This is a genomic window from Streptomyces sp. NPDC015130 (genome assembly GCF_043080005.1).
In the GTDB taxonomy this organism is placed as follows: domain Bacteria; phylum Actinomycetota; class Actinomycetes; order Streptomycetales; family Streptomycetaceae; genus Streptomyces.
Genome location: NZ_JBIBVC010000020.1, coordinates 131,679 through 152,143, shown reverse-complemented (window position 1 = coordinate 152,143; position 20,465 = coordinate 131,679). Strand labels below are relative to the sequence as shown.

Genomic DNA, 20,465 nt, shown 5'->3' with positions numbered 1-20,465 from the left:
GGGCCGGTCGTGGCTGACAGACTGTCGGCCATGACCGGCCCTGACGCGCTCAAGCCCTACCTCCTCGCCTTCCCCGGACCCCTGCGGGACCAGCTCGTCGCGGCGGTGCTCGCCGGCGAGAAGGTCTCCACGACGGGGCTCCTCGTGGAGTGGCAGATCGAGAACGAGGAACTCCCCGAGGTCGGCGAGCGCTCGGCCCTCGTCGACTCGGACGGCCGCGAGGTCGCGGTCCTGGAGGTGACGGAGGTCCGGGTCCTGCCGCTGGGCGAGGTGGGCCTCCGGCACGCGCTGGACGAGGGCGAGGGGTACACGTCGGTGGCCGAGTGGCGCTCGGCCCACGAGCGCTTCTGGCACGGCGAGGAGATGCGGGAGGCGCTGGGCGACCCGCACTTCGTGGTGGACGACTCGACGATGGTGGTGGCGGAGCGGTTCCGGGTGGTTGAGGTGATTCAGGTGGGGGGTTGAGGGGCGAGGACGGTGAGGAGGGCGGCGGCGGCGTCGCGGATCTCCCGGATGTCGTCGGTCTCAGCTGCTCGGCGAAGGAGTGGAAGCAGCTCCTGGGTATCGCGGCGGAGGTCGGCGAGAACGCGAAAGGCGGTTCGCCTGACCTCCGGGGCGTGGTCGTTGTCGAAGCGGTCCTGCGCGAGAGCAGCCAGTTCGGGGCCGCTGCGGTGTTGGAGCAGACGGAGGAGGGCGGTGCACCGTCTGTCGGTGCTCTCGTCGTCCAGGGCGTGATCGAAGACGAGTCGTATCGCCTCCGTGTCGTGCCGGTACGTGGTGAGCAGGTGGGAATAGACCCATGTCTCAAGGTGGGCGAGTTCGACGACCACGTCCCGCGCTGCCTCGGCATCGAGCTTCATGAGGCCTTGCAGGGCCTCCTCCTGGACCCACTTGCTCGGGTCGTTCCGCGCCCGGTCGAGAAGGGCGTCCCACACGACCGATTCGTCGCCCACGTGTTCCACGACCAGGTGGAGAGCGGAAGCCCGGACCCCACCGTCCTCATCATGAACCAGCCGGTGCGACAGCAGCTCCGACAGCGTGCCGACCGGTGTGCCGACCTCGGCCAGACAACGGAGGGCGGCGCCTCGGATCTCGGCGACGGGGTGATCCAGAAACTCGCGCAGGAGGCCGGCCGTGCCCGGGTCGTCGGAGCCGATCTCCCGGACGGCCTCGATCGCGGCGGCCAGGAGAACGGGGACCTCGTCTCTGTTCAGGCACCGCTGGACGAGCGCGCGGACCACGGGTTCGTCGCGCGTGCGCGCCACGACGGTGGTCAATGCCGCCGCGCGGACTCTGGGGTTGTCGTCCTCCAGTTCCTCCCGCAACAGCTCCGCCGCTTGCGCCCCGTTCTCGGCATGGGCGACGACGAGGTCCATGGCGTACCGGCGAACGTGGGGATCGCCGAGAGCTCGGTGAACTGCGGCCCGTGCGTCAGGGGTGTCGATCCGGAAGCGTCGCAGACACTCGATCGCCACGTATCGCACGTCCCAGTGCGGGTCCTCGCTCAGCCGCTCGACGGCGAGCCGAGCCACCCAGGCCGGGTCACCCCCGTCGTCGTACGCGAGGTGGGAGAGGAGTACGGCCCGCACCTCGCCGTTCGATTCCTCCCGCAGGCACCGCTCCACCAGGTCCCGCGTCCCCGACTCATCGCCCGCCCTGCGCACCAGCAATCGGACGGCGGCGACTCTCGCGACGGAACTGTCACTGCTCAGGGCCGTCTCCATGAGGTGCGCTTCATCGGGTGCGTCGTCTTCGCCTCGCAAAGCGAGGAAGACGTCCGCGGTGAGCTGCTCCGTCGTGTTCACCGACATGTGGTCGCTGCCCACGTCGTCGAGGGTCCACCGCTCGTACCAGCGCAGATAGGTCTCCCTGCCTGCCCAGTGGCGTCCCAGAGCCGCCAGGGACGGCCCCAGGGACTCGACGTGCCGGCAGGGGTAGAAGAAGCTGGTGCCCAGCGCACGGGCCACACCGAACAGACGGGTGATCGTCTCCACAAGGGCCGCGGTCTGCGGGGCCAGTGCCCCCAGTCGACGTACCTCGGCAAGGCAGCGGGCCGCGAAGGCCGCTTCGGCGAATGCGCGGTCGCCCTTCCCTCCCACGGGCACCGCGATCGCGCGCGGTGCCAGCAACCGGTCGATCACCCCCGCCACGAACCGCTCGTCGAGCAACCCCGCCAGCAACAGCAGGATCTCGTGCCACGTCGGGTCGTGGACCTTGACCGCGAAGAGCTCTTGGAGGTCCTCCTCCGAAAGGCTCCGTTCGCGGTTGAAGCGGTGGGCAAGGTCCGTCGCCGCCAGGTACTCCAGGAACGTGCGGTGGACGAAGCCGTAGATCTCGCCGCCGTAGCGGCTGAGGATGAAGTTGCGGTGACGGAACTGGTCCAGCATCACGCGGGCCGCCGTCGCCGCGCGGTCCGGTGGGAGGGCGTAGCGGTCCCTGAGGTACTCCTCGAAGCTCTTCAGGAGGTCCGGGCCCGCGATGTGGTTGCCTGCGATACCTCCGTGGCCCTCCTGCATCTGGCGCGCGATCAAGCGCAGGAGTTCGCGCTTGTCCTCGGCGGCCAGATAGGGAAGGTGCTCCTCGACACGGCTGTCCTTGAGGTACTTGCTGGGGTCCCAGTGCTCCACGAGGACGTCGACGGCGTGCTCGTACACCGTGCGCCGGTCGCGCGGGAGTTCGCGGCGGCGGCCGATGATCGCCAGGATCGTGAGGATCAGGGGATTGCCGGCGAGTTCGCGGACCGAGGCGGACGCGTCGACGGCCGTCGTGACGCGTTCGGTCAGTTTCCGGGCCTGGTCCGGGTCGTCCGGGCACGCCAGCGCGAACCACTGCCTCGCGAACGCGCCGACCTGCTCCCGGTCGAGGTCCTGGAGCATGAAGTTGGTGAAGCCCGCACCGTCCAGGACGGCCCGCTGATAGCCGTAGTCGCGTGAGGTGACGACGATCCTGGCCCGGGCGTGGCGGGCCGCGAAGCCCGCGATGCGGCGCGTGACCGCGTCCCGGACGTCCTTCTCGAAGAGCTCGTCCAGGCCGTCGAAGATCACGAGGGCCTTGTACGGGCTCTCCCCCGCCAGAAGCCCGGTCATCGTCTCGGGCGGCAGTCCGAGGCCCTCCGCCACGTACTGGTGGGCCAGGAAGTCCTCGAAGGTCCGCTCGCGCCAGGCGGGTTGCGCGTACTCCCGGAGCTCGACGATCAGCGGGAGGCTGTCGTGCAGTGCGTCGAGAGACCGAGGGGGCTCGGGAGACGTGAGGACGAGCGCCAGATAGCGGGCCAGGCTGGACTTGCCGGAGCCCGGGTGGCCGAGCAGGACCACACGGTCGTGCTCGGGCGTCGTCAGGACGTCGAGTACGGGGAGCGGTGGCCGCTCCTGGTAGGCGCGGCGGACGCGGTCGACCGTATCGCGGTCGATGCCGGGCGGCAGGTCGTGGAGCTCGGCCTCGGCCGGGCCCTTGAGACGGCGCAGGAACTCCTGGGGCAGTTCGACGGGCGGCGGGTCGGCCCGTACGGACTGGGGAACGAAGACGTCCCTCAACTGCAGTGCCGGGTGCTCGTCCTGTTCCCGGAGCGGGGTGAGGACCTCCAGGTCCAGGCGGCCGTAGCGCTGGCGGACGCGGGTGGCGTAGGCCTCGCGGGCCGATTCCAGCTCCGGCGGGCCGGGCTGGTCCGGCACGGCTCCGAGGGTGAGGTAGACGTCGCCCTCCACGCCGCTGATCTGCGTGAGGGGGCCCTGGACGGTGTTTCCGTCCGCGGTCTGCGCCGCCTTCCTGCGCTTGAAGAATCCCCTCATGGCGTCGAGGACGTCGGCGGCTCGATGCGGACCGAGCCGCCCACCCCGTCGATCTGGTGCAGGTCCCCCGCCGTCCGCGCGCCGTGTGCCGACTGCGTACCGCCGCCGCCCTGGCCCTCGGCCGGAGTGGCGGGCGGGGCGGGGGTGGCCGTGCCGCTGCCGCCGCCGGCGGTGATGACGACGTCGCCCGTGACGTTTCTGATCTGGTGCAGCGATCCACCCGTGACGGTCCGGTCCGCCGACTGGGTGGTGCCTCGGGCGACGAACCCCGCCACGGCCAGGGCGAAGCCCGCCACCGTGAAGAACAGGCTCAGGACACTGCTCCACTTGTCCGCCGCGTCCAGGCCCTGGAGGACGAGGAAGGCCGCCAGGCCTCCCAGGGCCAGGAGCGCGCCAACGGACATGAAGACCACACGTTTTGTCACTCCGTCATCTTGCCCCGGCCGCCGGGCCCCCGTCAGCTCACCGCCTGAGCCGCCGCCCGGCCCGCCGCCCGGCCCGAGAAGATGCAGCCGCCGAGGAACGTGCCTTCGAGCGAGCGGTAGCCGTGGACCCCGCCGCCTCCGAAGCCGGCGGCCTCGCCCGCCGCGTACACGCCCGGCAGGGGTTCGCCGGTCTCCGTGAGGACGCGGGAGGACAGGTCGGTCTCCAGGCCGCCCAGGGACTTGCGGGTGAGGATGTTGAGGCGGACGGCGATCAGCGGGCCCGCCTTCGGGTCGAGGATGCGGTGCGGGGCGGCCGTGCGGATGAGCTTGTCGCCGAGGTACTTGCGGGCGCCGTGGATCGCCGTGACCTGGAGGTCCTTGGTGAAGGGGTTGGCGATCTCGCGGTCGCGGGCGGTGATCTCGCGGCGCAGGGCCGTCTCGTCGATCAGGTCCTCGCCGGTGATCCGGTTCATGCCGCGGACGAGGGCCGCGAGGTCGTCCTCGACGACGAAGTCGACGCCCTTGTCCATGAACGCCTGGACGGGGCCGGGGACGTCGGCGCGGGCCCGGCCGATGACGTCGCGGATCGACTTGCCGGTCAGGTCGGGGTTCTGCTCCGAGCCGGAGAGGGCGAACTCCTTGCCGATGATCCGCTTGTCGAGGACGAACCAGGTGTGGTCGTGGCCGGTCCGCATGATGTGTTCGAGGGTGCCGAGGGTGTCGAAGCCGGGGAAGAGCGGGACGGGGAGCCGCTTGCCGGTCGCGTCCAGCCAGAGCGAGGACGGGCCGGGGAGGATGCGGATGCCGTGCTTGGCCCAGATGGGGTTCCAGTTCTCGATGCCCTCGGTGTAGTGCCACATCCGGTCGCGGTTGATGTGGCTGGCACCGGCCTTCTCGGCGATGCCGAGCATGAGGCCGTCGACGTGGGCGGGGACGCCGGAGAGCAGCTTCGCGGGCGGGGTGCCCAGCCGGGCGGGCCACTGCTCGCGGACGAGGTCGTGGTTGCCGCCGATGCCTCCGGAGGTGACGATCACGGCCTGGGCGCGGAGCTCGAAGGTGCCGGTGGGCGTGCGGGTGCTGGCCTCGCCGCGGGCGGCGGAGGAGGGTTCCAGGATCTCGCCGGTGACGGTGTCGACGGTGCCGGCCGTGCGGCCGAGGCCGGTGACGCGGTGCCGGAAGCGGAGGTCGACGAGGCCGCGGGCGGCGCCTTCGCGGACCTTGCGTTCGAAGGGGGCGACGAGGCCGGGGCCCGTACCCCAGGTGATGTGGAAGCGGGGTACGGAGTTGCCGTGGCCGTTGGCGTCGTAGCCGCCGCGCTCGGCCCAGCCGACGACGGGGAAGAACCGCACCCCGCGCGCGTGGAGCCAGGAGCGCTTCTCGCCGGCGGCGAAGTCGACGTACGCCTCGGCCCATTTCCGCGGCCAGCGGTCCTCGGTCCGGTCGAAGCCGGCCGTGCCGTACCAGTCCTGGAGGGCGAGGGCGTGGCTGTCCTTGACGCGCATCCTGCGCTGCTCGGGCGAGTCGACGAGGAAGAGGCCGCCGAAGGACCAGTGGGCCTGGCCGCCGAGGGACTGCTCGGGTTCCTGGTCGAGGAGGATCACGGTGCGGCCGGCTTCGACCAGCTCGGCGGTGGCGACGAGGCCGGCGAGGCCGGCCCCGATCACGATCACATCAGCGTCGTAGGACATGGATCGCATCTTGGATACACGGATGTATCGAGTCAACTGTTTCGTCCGTCTCCGCTGCCGCTTCTCTCTCCCGCCCTCGACCCTCCCGTTTTCTAATGCCGAGCATTAATATGTTCGTATGGCGAGAACATCGGGACCCGAGACCCGGGAGAAACTGATCCGCGCGGCGGAGGAGCTCTTCGCCGACCGGGGGGTCGACGGCGCCCAGCTGCGGGACGTCGTGGCCCTGGCCGGACAGGCGAACCCCTCCGCCGTGCAGTACCACTTCGGCTCGCGCGCCGGGCTCCTCGACGCGGTCATGGCCGGGCGCCAGGCCCGTACGCGCCAGGTGCTCGCACCGCTGCTCGACGCCGCCGGCGAGGACCTGAAGGAGCTCGTCGCCGCCCTCGTCACGGCCGAGGCCAGCGAGCTGCGCACCGACCGGGGCCGCCGCTGCCTGCGGATCTCCGCCCAGCTCAGCCATGAGAGCGGGATCCGCACCCGCACCCCGCACCCCACGCTCGACGGCACCGTCTACTGGGACCTCATCGAGCGGATGGCCGACCGGCTCGCCGCCTCCGGGCTGCCCGAGGCCCTGCTCCTGGAGCGCCTCGACCTGGCGCTGACCGTGGTGGGCGCGGCCCTGGCGGACCGGGCCCGGCAGTACCTCGACGGCACCGAGCCGCTCACCGGCGAGGCGCTCTTCCTCGCCGACCTGGTCGAGACGACCACCGCGCTTCTCCGGGCCGCACAGCCCCGGAGCGTCTGAATCCACCCGGCATCACCGCGAAGGGACCCTTCATGAACGACCTCACCGGCAAGACCGTGCTCATCACCGGCGGCGCCCGCGGCCTGGGTGCCGAGGCCGCCCGGCAGGCCGTGGCGGCCGGCGCCAACGTCGTCGTCACCGACGTCCTGGACGAGGACGGCAAGGCGACCGCCGAGGCGCTCGGCGAGCGGGCGCGCTTCCTCCACCACGACGTGACCTCCGAGGAGGGCTGGGCGGACGCCGTCGCGTACGCCGTGGCGGAGTTCGGCGGGCTGCACGGCCTGGTCAACAACGCGGGCATATCGACCGGCGCCTTCCTGGAGACGGAGTCCGTCGAGCACTTCCGCAAGGTCCTCGACATCAACCTGACCGGTGTCTTCATCGGCATGAAGGCCGCGATCCCGGCGATGAAGGAGGCCGGCGGCGGCTCGATCGTCAACATCTCCTCGGCCGCCGGCCTGATGGGCCTGGCCCTGACCGCGGGCTACGGCGCCTCCAAGTGGGGCGTGCGCGGGCTGACGAAGATCGGTGCGGTGGAGCTCGGCACGGCGAAGATCCGGGTCAACTCCGTCCACCCGGGCATGACGTACACCCCGATGACGGCCTCGGTCGGCATCGAGCGCGGTGAGGGCAGGTACCCGAACACGCCGATGGGCCGGGTCGGCGAGGCCGACGAGATCGCGGGCGCGGTCGTCTTCCTGCTCTCGGACGCCGCCTCGTACGTGACGGGCGCGGAGCTCGCGGTGGACGGCGGCTGGACCACCGGTCCGACGGTCAAGTACGTCATGGGGCAGTGAGGCCCGTACGGCGGTGATTTCATGGGCGCATGAGCGCTGAAGAGATCCTTGACGTCGTCGACGAGAACGACCGGGTGATCGGGCAGGCCCCGCGCGGTGAGGTGTACGCGCGGGGCCTGATCCATCGCTGCGTCTTCATCCGGGTCCGGGACGCCGAGGGGCGGACCTTCGTCCACCGCAGGACGGCGACGAAGCTCTCGTACCCCTCCCTGTACGACATGTTCGTCGGTGGCGTCGTCGGCGCGGGCGAGTCCTACGACGAGGCCGCGCTGCGCGAGGCCGAGGAGGAGCTCGGGGTCTCCGGACTGCCCCGGCCCGAGCCGGTCCTGACGTTCCTGTTCGACGGGGGCGCGGAGGGGAAGTGGTGGTCGGCGGTCTACGAGGTCCGCTGGGACCTGCCGGTCGACCCGCAGGTGGAGGAGGTCGCCTGGCACGCCTTCCTGACGGACGAGGAGCTGACCGAGCGGCTCGGCGGCTGGGAGTGGGTGCCCGACGGCATGGCCGCGTACGAGCGGCTGCGGGAGCACGGGGGCGGGTGAGGGCCGGACGGGGACGGTCACGGGCGGACGTGGGGCTGCCGTGAGGCCGTGGGGAGGTCGGTGAGGGCCGACGGGAGCCGGTGGCGAGCACCGGGCAGGCCGATCATCCGACCGTTAGTCTGCACGTGTGAGCGATTTCGTGCAGAGCCTGCGGCTGTGGTTCGCGCCGCAGCGGATCCGGGACGAGGGGGAGACGCCGGACTACCGCTTCTCCCTCGCCAACGAGCGGACCTTCCTGGCCTGGATCCGGACCTCTCTCGCCCTGGTCGGCGGCGGTTTCGCCGTCGACCAGTTCCTGCCGGACCTGCGCTGGGGCGTCCGCGTCGGGCTCGCTCTCGCCCTGCTCGCGGCCGGGGTGCTGTGCGCGCTGCGGGCGGTCAACCACTGGATGCGCTGCGAGCGGGCGATGCGGCGCGGCGAGGACCTGCCGGCGTCGCGGTTCCCCGCGGTGCTGAGCCTCGTGGTGGCCGTGGTGGCGCTCGCGATGGTGGTGGTCGTGGTCTTCGGCTGGACGGGGTGACCGGGCGGTGACGGAGGCCGGCGGCGCGGGGGGTGGCAGCACGGGGGCCGGCGGCGCAGAGGGCCACGGCGCGGCGGGGCACGGATCCGGGGCCCCCGATCCGGAGGTCCGCGACCCCGGGCTCCAGCCGGAGCGGACCCGGCTCGCGTGGCGGCGGACGACCCTGTCGTGGACGGTGGTGGCCGTCCTCGCGGTCAAGCTGGCCCTGCACGACGACACCACGGCGAGGGGGCTGACCGCGCTCGCGCTCTCGGCGCTCGTCTGGGTCGGCTTCCTGGCCGTCGCCCACCGGCGGATCCGCTCCCTGAGCACCGCCCGGCCGCGCCCGCTCTCCCACCGGGGCGCGCTGCTCGCCACCGGCTGCACGATCGCCCTGGCCGCCTTCGGGGCGGCCATGATCTGGTGACCGGGGCGACGGCGTGAACCAGGAGGAAAAGGGCGTACGGGACTAGCCTGGAAGGGTCAGCCGTTCCTTCCCCAGAGGCCACGTCATGACCGTCCTCCACCACGAGCACGCCACCCACGCGCACTCCCACAGCCCCGCCTGCGGGCACACCTCCGTCCCGCACGGGGACCACGTCGACTACGCCCACAACGGGCATCTGCACCGCGAGCACGCCGGGCACTGGGACGAGTGCGAGACCACCGCGCACGTCGCGCACACCCACCCGGACCACACGCACGGACCGGAGTGCGGGCACACCGCCGTCGAGCACGGCGACCACCTCGACTACGCGCACGACGGGCACCGGCACGCGGCGCACGGCAACCACTGGGACGACCACTGACGCCCGACCCCGGTCCTTTCCGTTCCGGTTTCCCCCCGCTGCGGCCAACTGGCACTCTTCCCCTGTCCAGTTGAGCTCACAGCCGGGGGAACCCTCTTGTCTGCCACCGATCCCTATGTGGTCACGCTCGCGCCGAACGTCCACGCCTTCGTCCAGCCCGACGGCGGCTGGTGCCTGAACAACGCCGGCTTCCTCGGCGACGCGGGCGAGTCCCTCCTCGTCGACACCGCGGCCACCGAGCGGCGGGCCCTGCTGCTGCGCGAGGCGGTCCTCGCGGAGGGGCTGCCGCTCCCCCGGACCGTCGTGTCCACGCACCACCACGGCGACCACACCTACGGCAACGGGGTGTTCCTGCCGGAGGCGCGGATCGTCGGCCACGAGAACTGCCGGACCGAGCAGCTCGCCGCCGGGCACCAGCTCCATCTGCTGTGGCCGCAGACCGACTTCGGGCGGGTCGACATCCTGCCGCCGTCCCTCACCTACCGCGAGCGGCTCACGCTGTACGTCGGCGACATCGAGGTACGGGTGATCCACCCGGGCCCCGCGCACACCACCGGCGACTCGATCGTGCACCTCCCCGAGCAGGGCGTGGTCTTCACGGGCGACCTCGTCTTCCACGGCGGCACGCCCTTCCTGCCGATGGGGTCGCTCGCGGGGTCGCTGCGCGCGCTCGACCTGCTGCGCTCGCTCGACGCGCCGACGGTGGTGCCGGGACACGGGCGGGTGACCGACCCCTCGGCGTACGACGCGACGGAGCGGTACCTGTTGTGGGTGCGGGAGCTGGCCGCCGCAGGGTACGCGAAGGGGGCGATGCCGCTGGAGACGGCGCGGGGCGCGGAGCTCGGGGAGTTCGCCGCGTGGCGGGAGAGCGAGCGGCTCGTCGCGAACCTGCACCGGGCGTACGCGGAGCTGGCCGGCCTGCCGGAGGGGTCGCCGCTGGACCCGGCGGCGGTCTTCGGTGACATGGCGGCCATGAACGGCGGGGTGCCGGTGGCCTGTCACGCGTAGCCGCCGCCCGGGGCGGACCCGGGGTGGCGCAGGCGCGCGGTGGTGCTACCAGGTGCGCGGGCGCCATCCCGGGTCCGCCGCGCGCATCGCCGCCGCGTCGTCGCGGTCGCGGTGGCTGCCGTCGTCGTCCAGCCAGCGGCGGTGGAGGGCGGCGAGTGCGGGGCGGTCGAGTTCGACGCCGAGGCCGGGGGCGTCGGAGACGGCGAGGCGGCCGGCGCGGAAGACGGGGCGGGTGGTGACGACGTCCTCGGTCTGCCAGGGGTAGTGGGTGTCGCAGGCGTGGTGGAGCCCGGGCAGGGTGGCGGCGACCTGGGTCATGGCGGCGAGGCTGATGCCCAGGTGGGTGTTGGAGTGCATGGAGAGCCCGACGCCGTACGTGCGGCAGAGCGCGGCCAGTTCGCGGGTGCGGTGGAGGCCGCCCCAGTAGTGGTGGTCGCAGAGGACGATCCGTACCGCCCCCTTCGCGAAGGCCTCCGGGACCTCCTCGAAGGTGGTCACACACATGTTGGTCGCGAGCGGCACGTCCGTGCGGGCGGCGATCTCGGCCATGGCGTCGGTGCCGCTCGCCGGGTCCTCCAGGTACTCCAGCACGTCCTTCAGTTCGCGCGCGACGGCCAGCGAGGTCTCCACCGTCCAGGCGCCGTTGGGGTCGAGGCGGAGCGGGCGGCCGGGGAAGGCCTCGGCGAGCGCGCGGATCGCGGCGATCTCCCGCTCGGGCTCGAACACCCCGCCCTTCAGCTTGAAGGAGCGGAAGCCGTGGAGGCGGTCGAAGCGGCGGGCCTGGGCGACGATCCCTGCGGGGTCGAGGGCCTCGCCCCAGTCGTCCGTGGGGCCGGCGCCGGGGTGGGCGGCCCAGCGGTGGAAGAGGTAGGCGCTGTACTCGACGGTGTCGCGGACCCTGCCGCCGAGGAGGGCGTGGACGGGCAGGCCGAGGGTCCTGCCGAGGGCGTCGAGGCAGGCGGTCTCGAAGGCGGAGACGACGGAGAGGCGGAGCTTGTCGGCGGTCCTGACGCCGCGCAGGCCCGCCGCGTCGACGCCTTCCGCCACCACCGGCAGGGCGGGTCCGGCGGTGGCGGCCAGAGTGAAGAGCGCATTCACATCCGTGACCGAGTGGCCGGGCAGGGCCTCGGCCAGCGGCCGGGCCAGGTCCAGGTAGACGCCGTCGCCGTACGTCTCCCCGAGGCCGCTCACCCCGCCCCTGGTGATCACCTCGACCACGAGTCGCGGGGTGTAGGGCTGGTGCACGCCCTGGACGTTGAGGAGGGGCGGGTCGGAGATGAGGATCGGGGTCAGCCGGACTTCGTCGACGAGCAGCATCAGTGCATCCATATGTGAACCCTATTCAGGGATGAGATCCAGGGCCAGAGTGCGGCACGGGGTTTCCCGGCCCGCCCCTGGACGACATACCGACTGGTCGGTCATCATGAGCGACGACCGAAGCCGATCCGGAGGTACGCGCCATGAGTTCCGCCCCGCCACCAGGCCTCGACCCCGAGGACCTGCGCCGGTTCCTCGACCGTGAGCGGCCCGGCCTGGTGTCCGGCCCCCTCGAAGCCCGGCTGATCGAGGGCGGCCGGTCGAACCTGACGTACGTCGTCACCGACGGCACCGGCCGCTGGGTCGTCCGCCGGCCGCCGCTCGGCCACGTCCTCGCCACCGCCCACGACATGCGGCGCGAGCACCGCGTCATCAGCGCCCTGGCCGGGACCGGCGTGCCCGTCCCCCGGACCGTGCTCCTCTGCGAGGACGAGTCGGTGCTCGGCGCGCCCTTCTACGTCATGGAGTTCGTCGAGGGGACGCCGTACCGCTCGGCCCAGGAGCTCGCGCCGCTCGGCCCCCAGCGCACCCGCGCCGCCGTCCTCGGCCTGGTCGACACGCTCGTCGACCTGCACGCCGTCGACCCGGCGGCCGTCGGGCTCGGCGACTTCGGCCGCCCCGAGGGCTTCCTCGACCGGCAGCTGCGCCGCTGGGGCAAGCAGCTCGCCGCCTCCCGCGGCCGGGACCTCGCGGGGATCGACGAGCTGCACGCCGCGCTCGGCCGCACGCTGCCCGACTCGCCGCCACCCACCGTGATCCACGGCGACTACCGGCTCGACAACGTCCTCGTCGACGGCGACGACCGCATCCGCGCCGTCCTCGACTGGGAGATGTCCACCCTCGGCGACCCGCTCACCGACCTCGGCCTGCTCGTCATGTACAGCACGCCGCTCGACCTGCCGGACTCCCCCATCTCGACGACGGCCACGGCCCCCGGGCACCCGAGCGCCGCCGAGCTGGTCGAGCGCTACGCGGCCCGCTCGGGCCGCGACACCTCCGCCCTCGCCTGGTACACGGCCTTCGCCTGGTTCAAGCTCGCCGTGATCCTGGAGGGCATCCACTACCGCTGGACGCTCGGCCAGACCGTCGGCGCCGGCTTCGACCGCATCGGCGAACTGGTCCCCGTCTTCATCGAGCACGGTCTCACCACCCTCCAGGAAGGCTGATCCGCCATGGACTTCGCGTACGACGCCCGCACCGAGGAACTGCGGGCCAGGCTCCTCGCCTTCATGGACGAGCACGTGTACCCGGCCGAGGCCGTCGCCGAGGAGCAGCGGGCCCGGCTCGCCTCCCCCTGGGACACCCCGGCGGTCGTCGAGGAGCTCAAGGCCGAGGCCAGGCGGCAGGGCCTGTGGAACCTGTTCCTCGTGGACCGGCACAGCCTTCCGGACGCGGAGTACGGGGCCGGGCTCACCAACCTCCAGTACGCGCCGCTCGCCGAGATCACCGGCCGCAGCCCGCACCTGGCCCCGACCGCCCTCAACTGCGCGGCCCCGGACACCGGGAACATGGAGCTGCTCGCCCAGTTCGGCGACGAGGCGCAGAAGAAGCAGTGGCTGGAGCCGCTCCTCGCGGGCGAGATCCGCTCGGCCTTCGCGATGACCGAGCCCGAGGTCGCGTCCTCCGACGCGACGAACATCGAGACCCGGATCCGGCGGGACGGCGACTCGTACGTCGTCGACGGCCGCAAGTGGTACATCTCCGGGGCGATGAACCCCGACTGCAAGGTCTTCATCGTCATGGGCAAGACCGACCCCGACGGGGCCGACCTCCGCCGCCAGCAGTCGATGATCCTCGTGCCGCGCGACACCCCCGGCGTCGAGGTGCGGCGCGCGATGCAGGTGTACGGCTACGAGGACCACTCCCACGGCGGGCACGCCGAGGTGGTGTTCGACGGCGTCCGTGTCCCGGCCGCGAACCTGGTCGGCGAGGAGGGCGGCGGCTTCGCCATCGCGCAGGCCCGGCTCGGGCCCGGCCGGATCCACCACTGCATGCGGCTCATCGGCATGGCCGAGCGGGCCGTGGAGCTGATGTGCCGGCGCGCGGTCTCCCGTACCGCCTTCGGCAAGCCGCTCGCCCAGCAGGGCGTCGTCCAGAACTGGATCGCGGACGCCCGCGTGACGATCGAGCAGCTGCGGCTGCTCGTCCTGAAGACGGCCTGGCTCATGGACACCGTCGGCAACCGGGGCGCGCACACCGAGATCCAGGCCATCAAGATCGCGACCCCGCGCGCGGTGGTCGACATCATCGACAAGGCCGTGCAGGCGCACGGGGCGGGCGGGGTCTCGCAGGACTTCCCGCTGGCCGAACTGTGGGCGGCGGCGCGGACGCTGAAGCTCGCGGACGGGCCGGACGAGGTGCACCAGCGGTCGCTGGCGCGACGGGAGCTGAAGCGGTACCTCTGAGCCCCGCTACGGGCGCAGGGCCCGCAGCAGGAGGTCGGCCAGGTGGTCGGCCACCTGCTGCGGGGTGAGCGGGCCGTCCGGGCGGTACCACGTCGACAGGTGGTGCACCGAGCCGAAGTGGTAGTCGACGACCAGGTCGGCGGGGGTCGCCGCGGAGAAGACGCCGGACCGCTGGCCCTCCTCGATGAGCGCCCTGAACCGCTCGTGGTAGCGCCGCCGCTCCCCCCTGACCTGCTTGTTCTTCTCGGGGCTCAGGTGGTGCATGGAGCGGAAGAAGATGGCGGCGTCGTCGAGGTTCTCGATGGTGGTGACGACGACGTCGGCGGCGGCGCCGCGCAGCCGGTCCTCGACGGGCGCGTCGGCCTCCGCGTAGGCGTCGAGCCGCTCCTGCTGGAGGCGCAGGACCCGGGCGTAGACCTCCTGGAGGAGGTCCTCCTTGGAGCCGAAGTAGTGGTAGAGGGCACCCTTGGTGACCCCGGCGGCCTCGACGATCTCCTGGACGGAGGTGCGGTCGTAGCCCTGCTCCGCGAAGAGCCGGGTGGCGGCGGCGAGGAGCCTCTGGGGGACCGGTGCCCCGCTCTCGTCCGTCGTCCTGGCCATGCTCCGCCGCCTTCCCTCGTGATCGTTCCTGGTGGGGGGAACGCCGTTCCCGTCCGTAGATCTTCCCATCCGCCGGGGCGCCTGCTACCGGGTGCCCGTCTCCCAGGTGCGCTGGACGTGGTTCATGGTGCCGAGCCAGCGCTCCGGGTCGGTGGCGCGGTTGCGGTAGTAGCCGGCGACCTCGGGGTGGGGCAGCACGAGGAAGCGGTCCGCGGCGATGGCGTCGAGGAGGGCGTCGGCGACGTCCTCGGGCTCGATGGCGGTGGGGGCGAGGACCAGGTCACCGGCCGTCCCGGCGGCGGTGAGCATGTCCGTACGGACGCCCTGCGGGCAGATCGCGTGGACCTTGAGGCCGCGGTGGCGGTAGGTGAGGGAGAGCCACTCGGAGAACGCGTACGCGCCGTGCTTCGACACGCTGTACGGGGCCGCGCCGATCATGGTGAGCAGTCCGGCCGCGGAGACGGTGGAGACGAAGCGGCCGCTGCCCCGCTCCAGCCACTCCGGGAGCAGGGAGCGGGCCGCGCGGACGTGGGCCATGACGTTGACGTCCCAGGCGGCGGCCCAGACGTCCTCGTCGGCGAAGGCGTCGCCGGGCGAGGAGAGTCCGGCGTTGGCGCACCAGATGTCGACGGAGCCGGGGCCGCCGAGGGCCTCGCGGGCCTCGTCGACGACGGCGGAGGCGTCGCCCGGGACGGCGACGGCGCCGATCTCCTCGGCGACGGCCTTGGTGCGGACGGGGTCGAGGTCGTTGACGACGACCCGGGCCCCTTCGGCGGCGAAGCGGCGGGCGAGCGCGGCACCGATCCCGCCGCCCGCGCCGGTGACGACCACGCCGGCGCCCTGAAGGCCACTCGTGTCCGCGCTCATGGATGGACCCGCCTCTCCGCAGTCTGCCGGCACCGTGATGCCGTTGTACCGGCAGACTAACCGGTCGGTATGTAGCGAGGGAAGAGTCGGCCCGCACGCCTCGTTCCCCGGGGCCGTCAGGAGCGCTAGCGTGCGTGCCCATGTCACGCGACCCCGGCTCCCGCCCGGGGACGGCGATCGAGGAGGTTTCCGCATGAGCCTGTCGCGACGGAGTCTGCTGGCGGCCGGGGGTGCCCTGGGCGCGGTGGGTGCGGGCGCGGCCGTCGTGCCCGCCGCCTCGGCCGCCCCCGACGCCGGGCGCCACCGCGTCCGTACCGGCTTCGAGCGGCTCGCGGCGGACGGGTACGCCCTCCTGGCCGGCGAGCGGGTCGGGGTCGTCACCAACCCGACCGGGGTCACCGCCGACGCCCGGCACCTCGTGGACGTGATGCACGCGGACGAACGGGTCGACCTGGTGGCCGTCTTCGGCCCCGAGCACGGCTTCCGGGGCACCGCCCAGGCGGGCGGCTCCGAGGGGCGGTACGACGACCCGGCGACCGGGCTGCCCGTCTACGACACGTACCTGAAGAGCGGGCAGCCGCTGGCGGACGTCTTCACGGCCTCCGGGGTGGACACCGTCGTCTTCGACATCCAGGACGTCGGCGCGCGCTTCTACACGTACATCTGGACGCTGTACGACTGCATGGCGGCCGCCGCGCTCGCCGGGAAGCGGTTCGTCGTCCTCGACCGGCCGAACCCGGTGACCGGACGGGCGGCGCTCGGGCCCGTCCTCGACCGGGCCTTCGCGACCTTCGTCGGGCGCGAGCCGATCGCGCAGGCGCACGGCATGACGGTGGCCGAGCTCGCCCTGCTCTTCAACGCGGAGTTCCTGACCGCGCCCGTGGCGCTGGAGACCGTCCGCATGACGGGGTGGCGGCGCACCGACTTCTTCGACGCGACCGGGCTGCCGTGGGTCCCGCCGAGCCCGAACATGCCGACGCCCGACACCGCGCTCGTCTACTCCGGCACCTGCCTCTTCGAGGGGACGAACCTCTCCGAGGGCCGGGGCACGACCCGCCCCTTCGAACTGCTCGGCGCCGAGGGGGTCGACCGGCGGTGGGCCGAGGCGGCGAACGCGCTCGGCCTGCCCGGAGTCCGCTTCCGCGAGGCCTACTTCGCCCCGACCTTCTCCAAGTACCAGGGGAAGACCGTGGGCGGGGTGCAGCTGCACGTCGACGACCGCGAGGCCTTCGACCCGGTACGCACCGGGGTCGGGCTCCTGGTCACCGCCCGGCGCTCGTGGTCCGGCTTCGCCTGGCGGGCGGACCACTGGATCGACAAGCTGACCGGTTCGGCCCGGGTGCGGACCCTGATCGACGCGGGCGCGGACACCGACGAGGTCGTCGGGGCGTGGGAGGCGGACCTGGCGGCCTTCCGGGCGGTGCGGAGGGAGCATCTGCTCTACCGTTGACGGGGGTTGGCCCCGGGTCCGGGTCCGGCCTGACCGGCAGGACACCCCCCAGGTGGGCGGTCGCGCCACGTCTGGACCGGGCCGCGCGCGGGCATGCTGGCCGTGGAGCCGCTGCCCGCGCACCCGCGCGCCCTCGGCGCGGCGGCCACCTCGACGTGGAGGGACGGTCGGGCCGTGACCGGGATGAGCGTGGAACCGTACCGGGAGATCACCTTCGACAAGGACGGCGACGGGCCGGCGGGACAGTCCGCGGCCCTCGCGGCACTGGCCCGGCAGGGGGTGACGGACCTCGTGCTGCTCGCCCACGGATGGAACAGCTCCCCGTCCGGTGCCACCCGCCTCTGCTCGGACTTCTTCGCACCCTTCCCCGGGCTGTTCGGGCCAGGGGTCGAGGCCGGGTACGCGGGGCTGATCTGGCCCTCGATGATGTTCACGGACGAGCCGGTGCCCGACTACCGGGCGCTGGTGACGGTCCTGCCGGAGAAGGAGCCGGTCCTCGGGCGGCTCGCGGAGCTGCTGGCGCTGGCGCCGCCGCACGAGGCCGCGTTCGCGGAGTTCGGCGCGCTCCTGAGGGAGCTGGCCGACATACCCGGGGACGTGGCGGGGGCCGCCGGCTTCCCGGAGCCCGTGCCGGAGTTCCTGGTCGCGGATCCGGTGGCGGTGTGCGCCCTGTTCACGGCGGCCCTGGCGGGCGGTCCGGCGGTCGGGGACGCGGGGTCCGTCGGGGCCGCGGAGTTCGGGGAGGGGCTCAAGCGGTACTGGAAGGGGGCCAGGGAGGCGCTGCGGCAGGCCACGTACTACGTGATGAAGCGGCGGGCCGGGCGGGTCGGCGAGTCCGGGCTCGGGCCGCTGCTCGGCGAGGTGGCCCGGACGGCCCCGGGGCTGCGGGTCCATCTCGTGGGGCACAGCATGGGCGCCCGGCTCGTCGCGTACGCACTGCGCGGCCTGCCGGACGGAGCCAGGCCGGTGGCGTCCGTGACCCTTCTCCAGGGGGCCTTCTCGCACTACGCCTTCGCCGCCCGGCTGCCGCACGACCCGCGGCGGTCCGGCGCGCTGCGGGACCTGCAGCGCCGGGTGCGCGGGCCGGTGGTGGCCTGCTACTCGCGGCACGACACGGCGCTCGGGGTGATGTACCCGCTGGCGTCCCGGCTCGCGGGCGACTCCGCCTCGCTGACCGCCCTGCCCGGCACCGGGGACCCGCGCTGGGGCGCGGTGGGGCACGACGGCGTCCAGGGGGTGCCGGGGACGGCGGCGCGGACCGTGGCGGACGTGCCGCGCGAGGGCGTGCCGGGCTCGGGGTGCGTGAACGTGGACACGGCGGAGGTGGTCCGCTCCCACAGCGACATACGCCGTCCCGAGCTGGCCCGGGTGGTGGTGTCGGCGGCCCGGGCGGGCCGCCCCTGAACCCCATCGGACGCTTGGGTTCCGCTGTGCTCCGGTGATCTCTCCCGCCCCGTTGATGGCTGCCATCCGGATTTCGATGGAACACGACGGGCCACTCGTTCGTCCCTCTGATACCGCGGTAGGACCAGCGACGGAGGTGGCGAGAGATGGCCGGATTCCGGAGTCTCGCGAGACAGGTGCGTGATCCCGGGTGCGACACGGCGCTGCGCAGGTACTCGCTGCGCAAGTGCCTGGAGCGGTTCGCGCCGTACGGACACAGGGCGACCTGGGACCATCTGTGCCGACGGCACAGGTTCGGTCCCGAGGACCGGGAGCTCGATCCGGGGCGGCTGGTGGCCGCCCTCGACGAGCTGGAGGAGGCGCGGGCGGTGTGGCTCGCGTACGAGGAGCAGTTCGCCGCGCGGCGCAGGCGCGAGAAGCACGACGGCCTGCGCGGGCTCGGCGCGGTCGACGACTGGCACCGGCGCGTCTGGGGTGGCAACGGGGTGGTGCGGTGCGGCGATCCGGCCGTGCACCCGTCGGACCCGCTGCCGGAGGTGCTGCGCCGGCTGATCACCGCCCTGGAGGACGGCCCGGGCGAGCGGTGTCCGGTGTGCGCGGGGCCCCGCATCGAGTGGCGGTCGGGGGCGGGGGAGGCGTACGAGCCGTGGCTCGGCCCGGTGTGCGGGGACTGCGGTGTGGGCGTCCCGCGCGCGGTGCTCACGTCGGGCGCGCTGGCCCGCGCCCGGGGGGACGCGCGCCGGCCGCTGGCGCCGGCGGCGTGAGACACGAGACGTCCGGCGCGGCCGCGGTCCCGGCGGCGGCACCGGTGCCGTCGGTGCCTGCGGTGGTGGCCCCGTCGGCGCCGCCCGTGCCTGCGGTGCTCCAGGTGTGTCTCAACGGGGCGCGAGGGCCCGGGGACTCCGCGGCGGTGCCGATGTCGCCGGGGTCGATCGCCGGGGCCGCGGCCCTCGCGGTCGCGGCCGGTGCGCGGGAGGTGCGCGTCCATCCGCGCACGCCCTGCGGCGGCGAGTCGCTCTCGCCGCGGGTGATCGGCCCGGTCCTGGCGGCGGTCAGGGCCGCCGTCGCCGTACCGGTGGGGGTGCCGGCCGGCACGCCCGCCGAGTCCGGCCCCGGGCACCGGGTGGAACGGGTGCGGTCCTGGGCCGCCCTCCTGGGCGGGCCGGGCCTTCCGGACCACGCCGCGGTCGACTGGCACGAGCCGGGCGCGGAGGAGGTCGCGGCGGCGCTCCTGGAGCTCGGGATCGGTGTCGAGGCCGGGCTGCGGTCGGGCACGGACGGTCCGGCGCGGTTCGCGCGCTCGCCGCTGGCGTCCCGTGTGCTGCGGGTCCGCGCGGAGGTCGCGGACCCGGACCCGGTGACGGCGGGCGGCTCGGCCCGGGCGCTGCTCGGGAGCCTCGACGTCCCGGACGGGGTGCCGGTCCTGCTGCACGGTGTGGACGGCGGCGCCTGGCCGGTGCTGCGCCTCGCCCGCCGGCTCGGGCTCGGCGCCCGGACGGGCCTCGCCGACACCCTGCTCCTGCCGGACGGCACCCGGGCCCGCTCCAGCGCCGAGCTGGTCGCGGCGGCCCTCGCGTACCCCTCGTGACGCCCGTGGGCCCCCCGTACCTCAGCGCCCGTCAGTCCTCCGCGGAGGTCCGGCGGACCGGCATCAGGCGGGAGCCGGACATCCGCTCGCCGAAGACGTCGTCGGGGTTGGAGAGGACACAGGTCTCCAGGGACAGGCAGCCGCAGCCGATGCAGTCCGTCAGGTGGTCGCGCAGACGGCCCAGTTGCTTGATGCGCTCGTCGAGCTCCGTGCGCCAGGCCGCCGAGAGCAGTGCCCAGTCCTCGTTCGTGGGCGTGCGCTCCTCGGGGAGCCGGGCGAGCGCGTCGCGGATCGTGGCGAGCGGGATGCCGACGCGCTGCGCGGCGCGGACGAAGGCGACCCGGCGCAGGGCGTCACGGCCGTAGCGGCGCTGGTTGCCCGCCGTGCGACGGCTGCTGATGAGCCCCTTCGCCTCGTAGAAGTGCAGGGCGGAGACGGCGGCACCGCTACGGGCGGAGAGCTGGCCGACGGTGAGCTCGTGGATCTTCTCTGGAATCTGCGGCACTCCACGAACCCTACTGGTGCGTCAGGGA

Annotated in this window: 21 protein-coding genes; 14 read left to right on the top strand and 7 right to left on the bottom strand. The window is 73.2% G+C overall.

Annotation, left to right across the window (positions count from 1 at the left end; translation table 11 throughout):
• The first annotated feature begins 30 nt into the window (after nt 1-30).
• Entirely contained in the window at nt 31-465 is a 435-nt protein-coding gene (locus ACF08F_RS32510; RefSeq protein ID WP_392302107.1) for an ASCH domain-containing protein, read from the top strand.
• On the opposite strand, the gene ACF08F_RS32505 is transcribed toward ACF08F_RS32510, so the two are convergent.
• From ACF08F_RS32505 to ACF08F_RS32495, 3 genes are read right to left on the bottom strand one after another with little or no spacing between them, the layout of a single operon-like run.
• The gene (locus tag ACF08F_RS32505; RefSeq protein WP_392302106.1) at nt 450-3,788 is read right to left on the bottom strand and encodes a HEAT repeat domain-containing protein; all 3,339 of its coding nucleotides are present in this window, start codon (nt 3,786-3,788) and stop codon (nt 450-452) included. The genes ACF08F_RS32510 and ACF08F_RS32505 overlap by 16 nt on opposite strands.
• Nucleotides 3,785-4,213 (bottom strand): hypothetical protein, encoded by a 429-nt coding sequence (locus ACF08F_RS32500; protein WP_392302105.1) that lies wholly within the window; start codon nt 4,211-4,213, stop codon nt 3,785-3,787. The genes ACF08F_RS32505 and ACF08F_RS32500 overlap by 4 nt, the downstream gene beginning before the upstream one ends.
• 32 nt (nt 4,214-4,245) lie before the next feature.
• Nucleotides 4,246-5,901: an FAD-binding dehydrogenase gene (locus ACF08F_RS32495; protein ID WP_392302104.1), complete on the bottom strand. Its 1,656-nt coding sequence runs from the start codon at nt 5,899-5,901 to the stop codon at nt 4,246-4,248.
• 118 nt (nt 5,902-6,019) lie between these two features.
• Here ACF08F_RS32495 and ACF08F_RS32490 point away from each other — a divergent pair, with 118 nt between their 5' ends.
• The 7 genes from ACF08F_RS32490 (at nt 6,020) to ACF08F_RS32460 (ending at nt 10,301) form a co-directional block, all read left to right on the top strand.
• Entirely contained in the window at nt 6,020-6,649 is a 630-nt protein-coding gene (locus tag ACF08F_RS32490; RefSeq protein WP_392302103.1) for a TetR/AcrR family transcriptional regulator, read from the top strand.
• A gap of 32 nt (nt 6,650-6,681) precedes the next feature.
• Complete coding sequence (locus tag ACF08F_RS32485; protein WP_392302102.1) at nt 6,682-7,446, top strand: glucose 1-dehydrogenase; 765 nt, start codon at nt 6,682-6,684, stop codon at nt 7,444-7,446.
• 29 nt (nt 7,447-7,475) lie between these two features.
• Nucleotides 7,476-7,985, top strand: coding sequence for an NUDIX hydrolase (locus tag ACF08F_RS32480; protein ID WP_392302101.1), 510 nt, complete (start codon nt 7,476-7,478; stop codon nt 7,983-7,985).
• Between the two features lie 127 nt (nt 7,986-8,112).
• A complete protein-coding gene (locus ACF08F_RS32475) occupies nt 8,113-8,505 on the top strand; it encodes a YidH family protein (RefSeq protein WP_392302100.1) in 393 nt (130 codons plus the stop codon).
• Between the two features lie 7 nt (nt 8,506-8,512).
• Entirely contained in the window at nt 8,513-8,911 is a 399-nt protein-coding gene (locus tag ACF08F_RS32470) for a DUF202 domain-containing protein (RefSeq protein WP_392302099.1), read from the top strand.
• Between the two features lie 85 nt (nt 8,912-8,996).
• Entirely contained in the window at nt 8,997-9,293 is a 297-nt protein-coding gene (locus ACF08F_RS32465; protein ID WP_392302098.1) for a hypothetical protein, read from the top strand.
• 96 nt (nt 9,294-9,389) lie between these two features.
• A complete protein-coding gene (locus tag ACF08F_RS32460; protein WP_392302097.1) occupies nt 9,390-10,301 on the top strand; it encodes an MBL fold metallo-hydrolase in 912 nt (303 codons plus the stop codon).
• Between the two features lie 45 nt (nt 10,302-10,346).
• On the opposite strand, the gene ACF08F_RS32455 is transcribed toward ACF08F_RS32460, so the two are convergent.
• On the bottom strand, nt 10,347-11,630 hold the full coding sequence (locus ACF08F_RS32455) for an enolase C-terminal domain-like protein (protein WP_392302096.1): 1,284 nt from the start codon (nt 11,628-11,630) through the stop codon (nt 10,347-10,349).
• Nucleotides 11,631-11,761: 131 nt separating this feature from the next.
• On the opposite strand from ACF08F_RS32455, the gene ACF08F_RS32450 reads away from it, so the two are divergent.
• Both ACF08F_RS32450 and ACF08F_RS32445 read left to right on the top strand, forming a co-directional pair.
• Nucleotides 11,762-12,784, top strand: a complete 1,023-nt coding sequence (locus tag ACF08F_RS32450; protein ID WP_392302095.1) for a phosphotransferase family protein — start codon at nt 11,762-11,764, stop codon at nt 12,782-12,784.
• A gap of 6 nt (nt 12,785-12,790) precedes the next feature.
• Nucleotides 12,791-14,023 (top strand): acyl-CoA dehydrogenase family protein, encoded by a 1,233-nt coding sequence (locus tag ACF08F_RS32445; protein ID WP_392302094.1) that lies wholly within the window; start codon nt 12,791-12,793, stop codon nt 14,021-14,023.
• Between the two features lie 6 nt (nt 14,024-14,029).
• Here ACF08F_RS32445 and ACF08F_RS32440 read toward each other — a convergent pair whose 3' ends face one another.
• Together ACF08F_RS32440 and ACF08F_RS32435 are read right to left on the bottom strand one after the other, a co-directional pair.
• Nucleotides 14,030-14,623 (bottom strand): TetR/AcrR family transcriptional regulator, encoded by a 594-nt coding sequence (locus ACF08F_RS32440; RefSeq protein WP_392302093.1) that lies wholly within the window; start codon nt 14,621-14,623, stop codon nt 14,030-14,032.
• Nucleotides 14,624-14,707: 84 nt separating this feature from the next.
• Nucleotides 14,708-15,490: an SDR family oxidoreductase gene (locus ACF08F_RS32435; protein WP_392302092.1), complete on the bottom strand. Its 783-nt coding sequence runs from the start codon at nt 15,488-15,490 to the stop codon at nt 14,708-14,710.
• 193 nt (nt 15,491-15,683) lie between these two features.
• Here ACF08F_RS32435 and ACF08F_RS32430 point away from each other — a divergent pair, with 193 nt between their 5' ends.
• From ACF08F_RS32430 to ACF08F_RS32415, 4 genes are all read left to right on the top strand, one after another.
• Entirely contained in the window at nt 15,684-16,940 is a 1,257-nt protein-coding gene (locus ACF08F_RS32430; protein WP_392302091.1) for an exo-beta-N-acetylmuramidase NamZ domain-containing protein, read from the top strand.
• Between the two features lie 183 nt (nt 16,941-17,123).
• On the top strand, nt 17,124-18,344 hold the full coding sequence (locus ACF08F_RS32425) for a serine-threonine protein kinase (RefSeq protein WP_392302131.1): 1,221 nt from the start codon (nt 17,124-17,126) through the stop codon (nt 18,342-18,344).
• A 146-nt stretch (nt 18,345-18,490) separates the two neighbouring features.
• Nucleotides 18,491-19,108 (top strand): hypothetical protein, encoded by a 618-nt coding sequence (locus ACF08F_RS32420; RefSeq protein ID WP_392302090.1) that lies wholly within the window; start codon nt 18,491-18,493, stop codon nt 19,106-19,108.
• Between the two features lie 95 nt (nt 19,109-19,203).
• Nucleotides 19,204-19,932, top strand: coding sequence for a 3-keto-5-aminohexanoate cleavage protein (locus ACF08F_RS32415; protein WP_392302130.1), 729 nt, complete (start codon nt 19,204-19,206; stop codon nt 19,930-19,932).
• A gap of 31 nt (nt 19,933-19,963) precedes the next feature.
• On the opposite strand, the gene soxR is transcribed toward ACF08F_RS32415, so the two are convergent.
• A complete protein-coding gene (gene soxR, locus ACF08F_RS32410; RefSeq protein WP_392302089.1) occupies nt 19,964-20,437 on the bottom strand; it encodes a redox-sensitive transcriptional activator SoxR in 474 nt (157 codons plus the stop codon).
• Between the last annotated feature and the right edge of the window lie 28 nt (nt 20,438-20,465).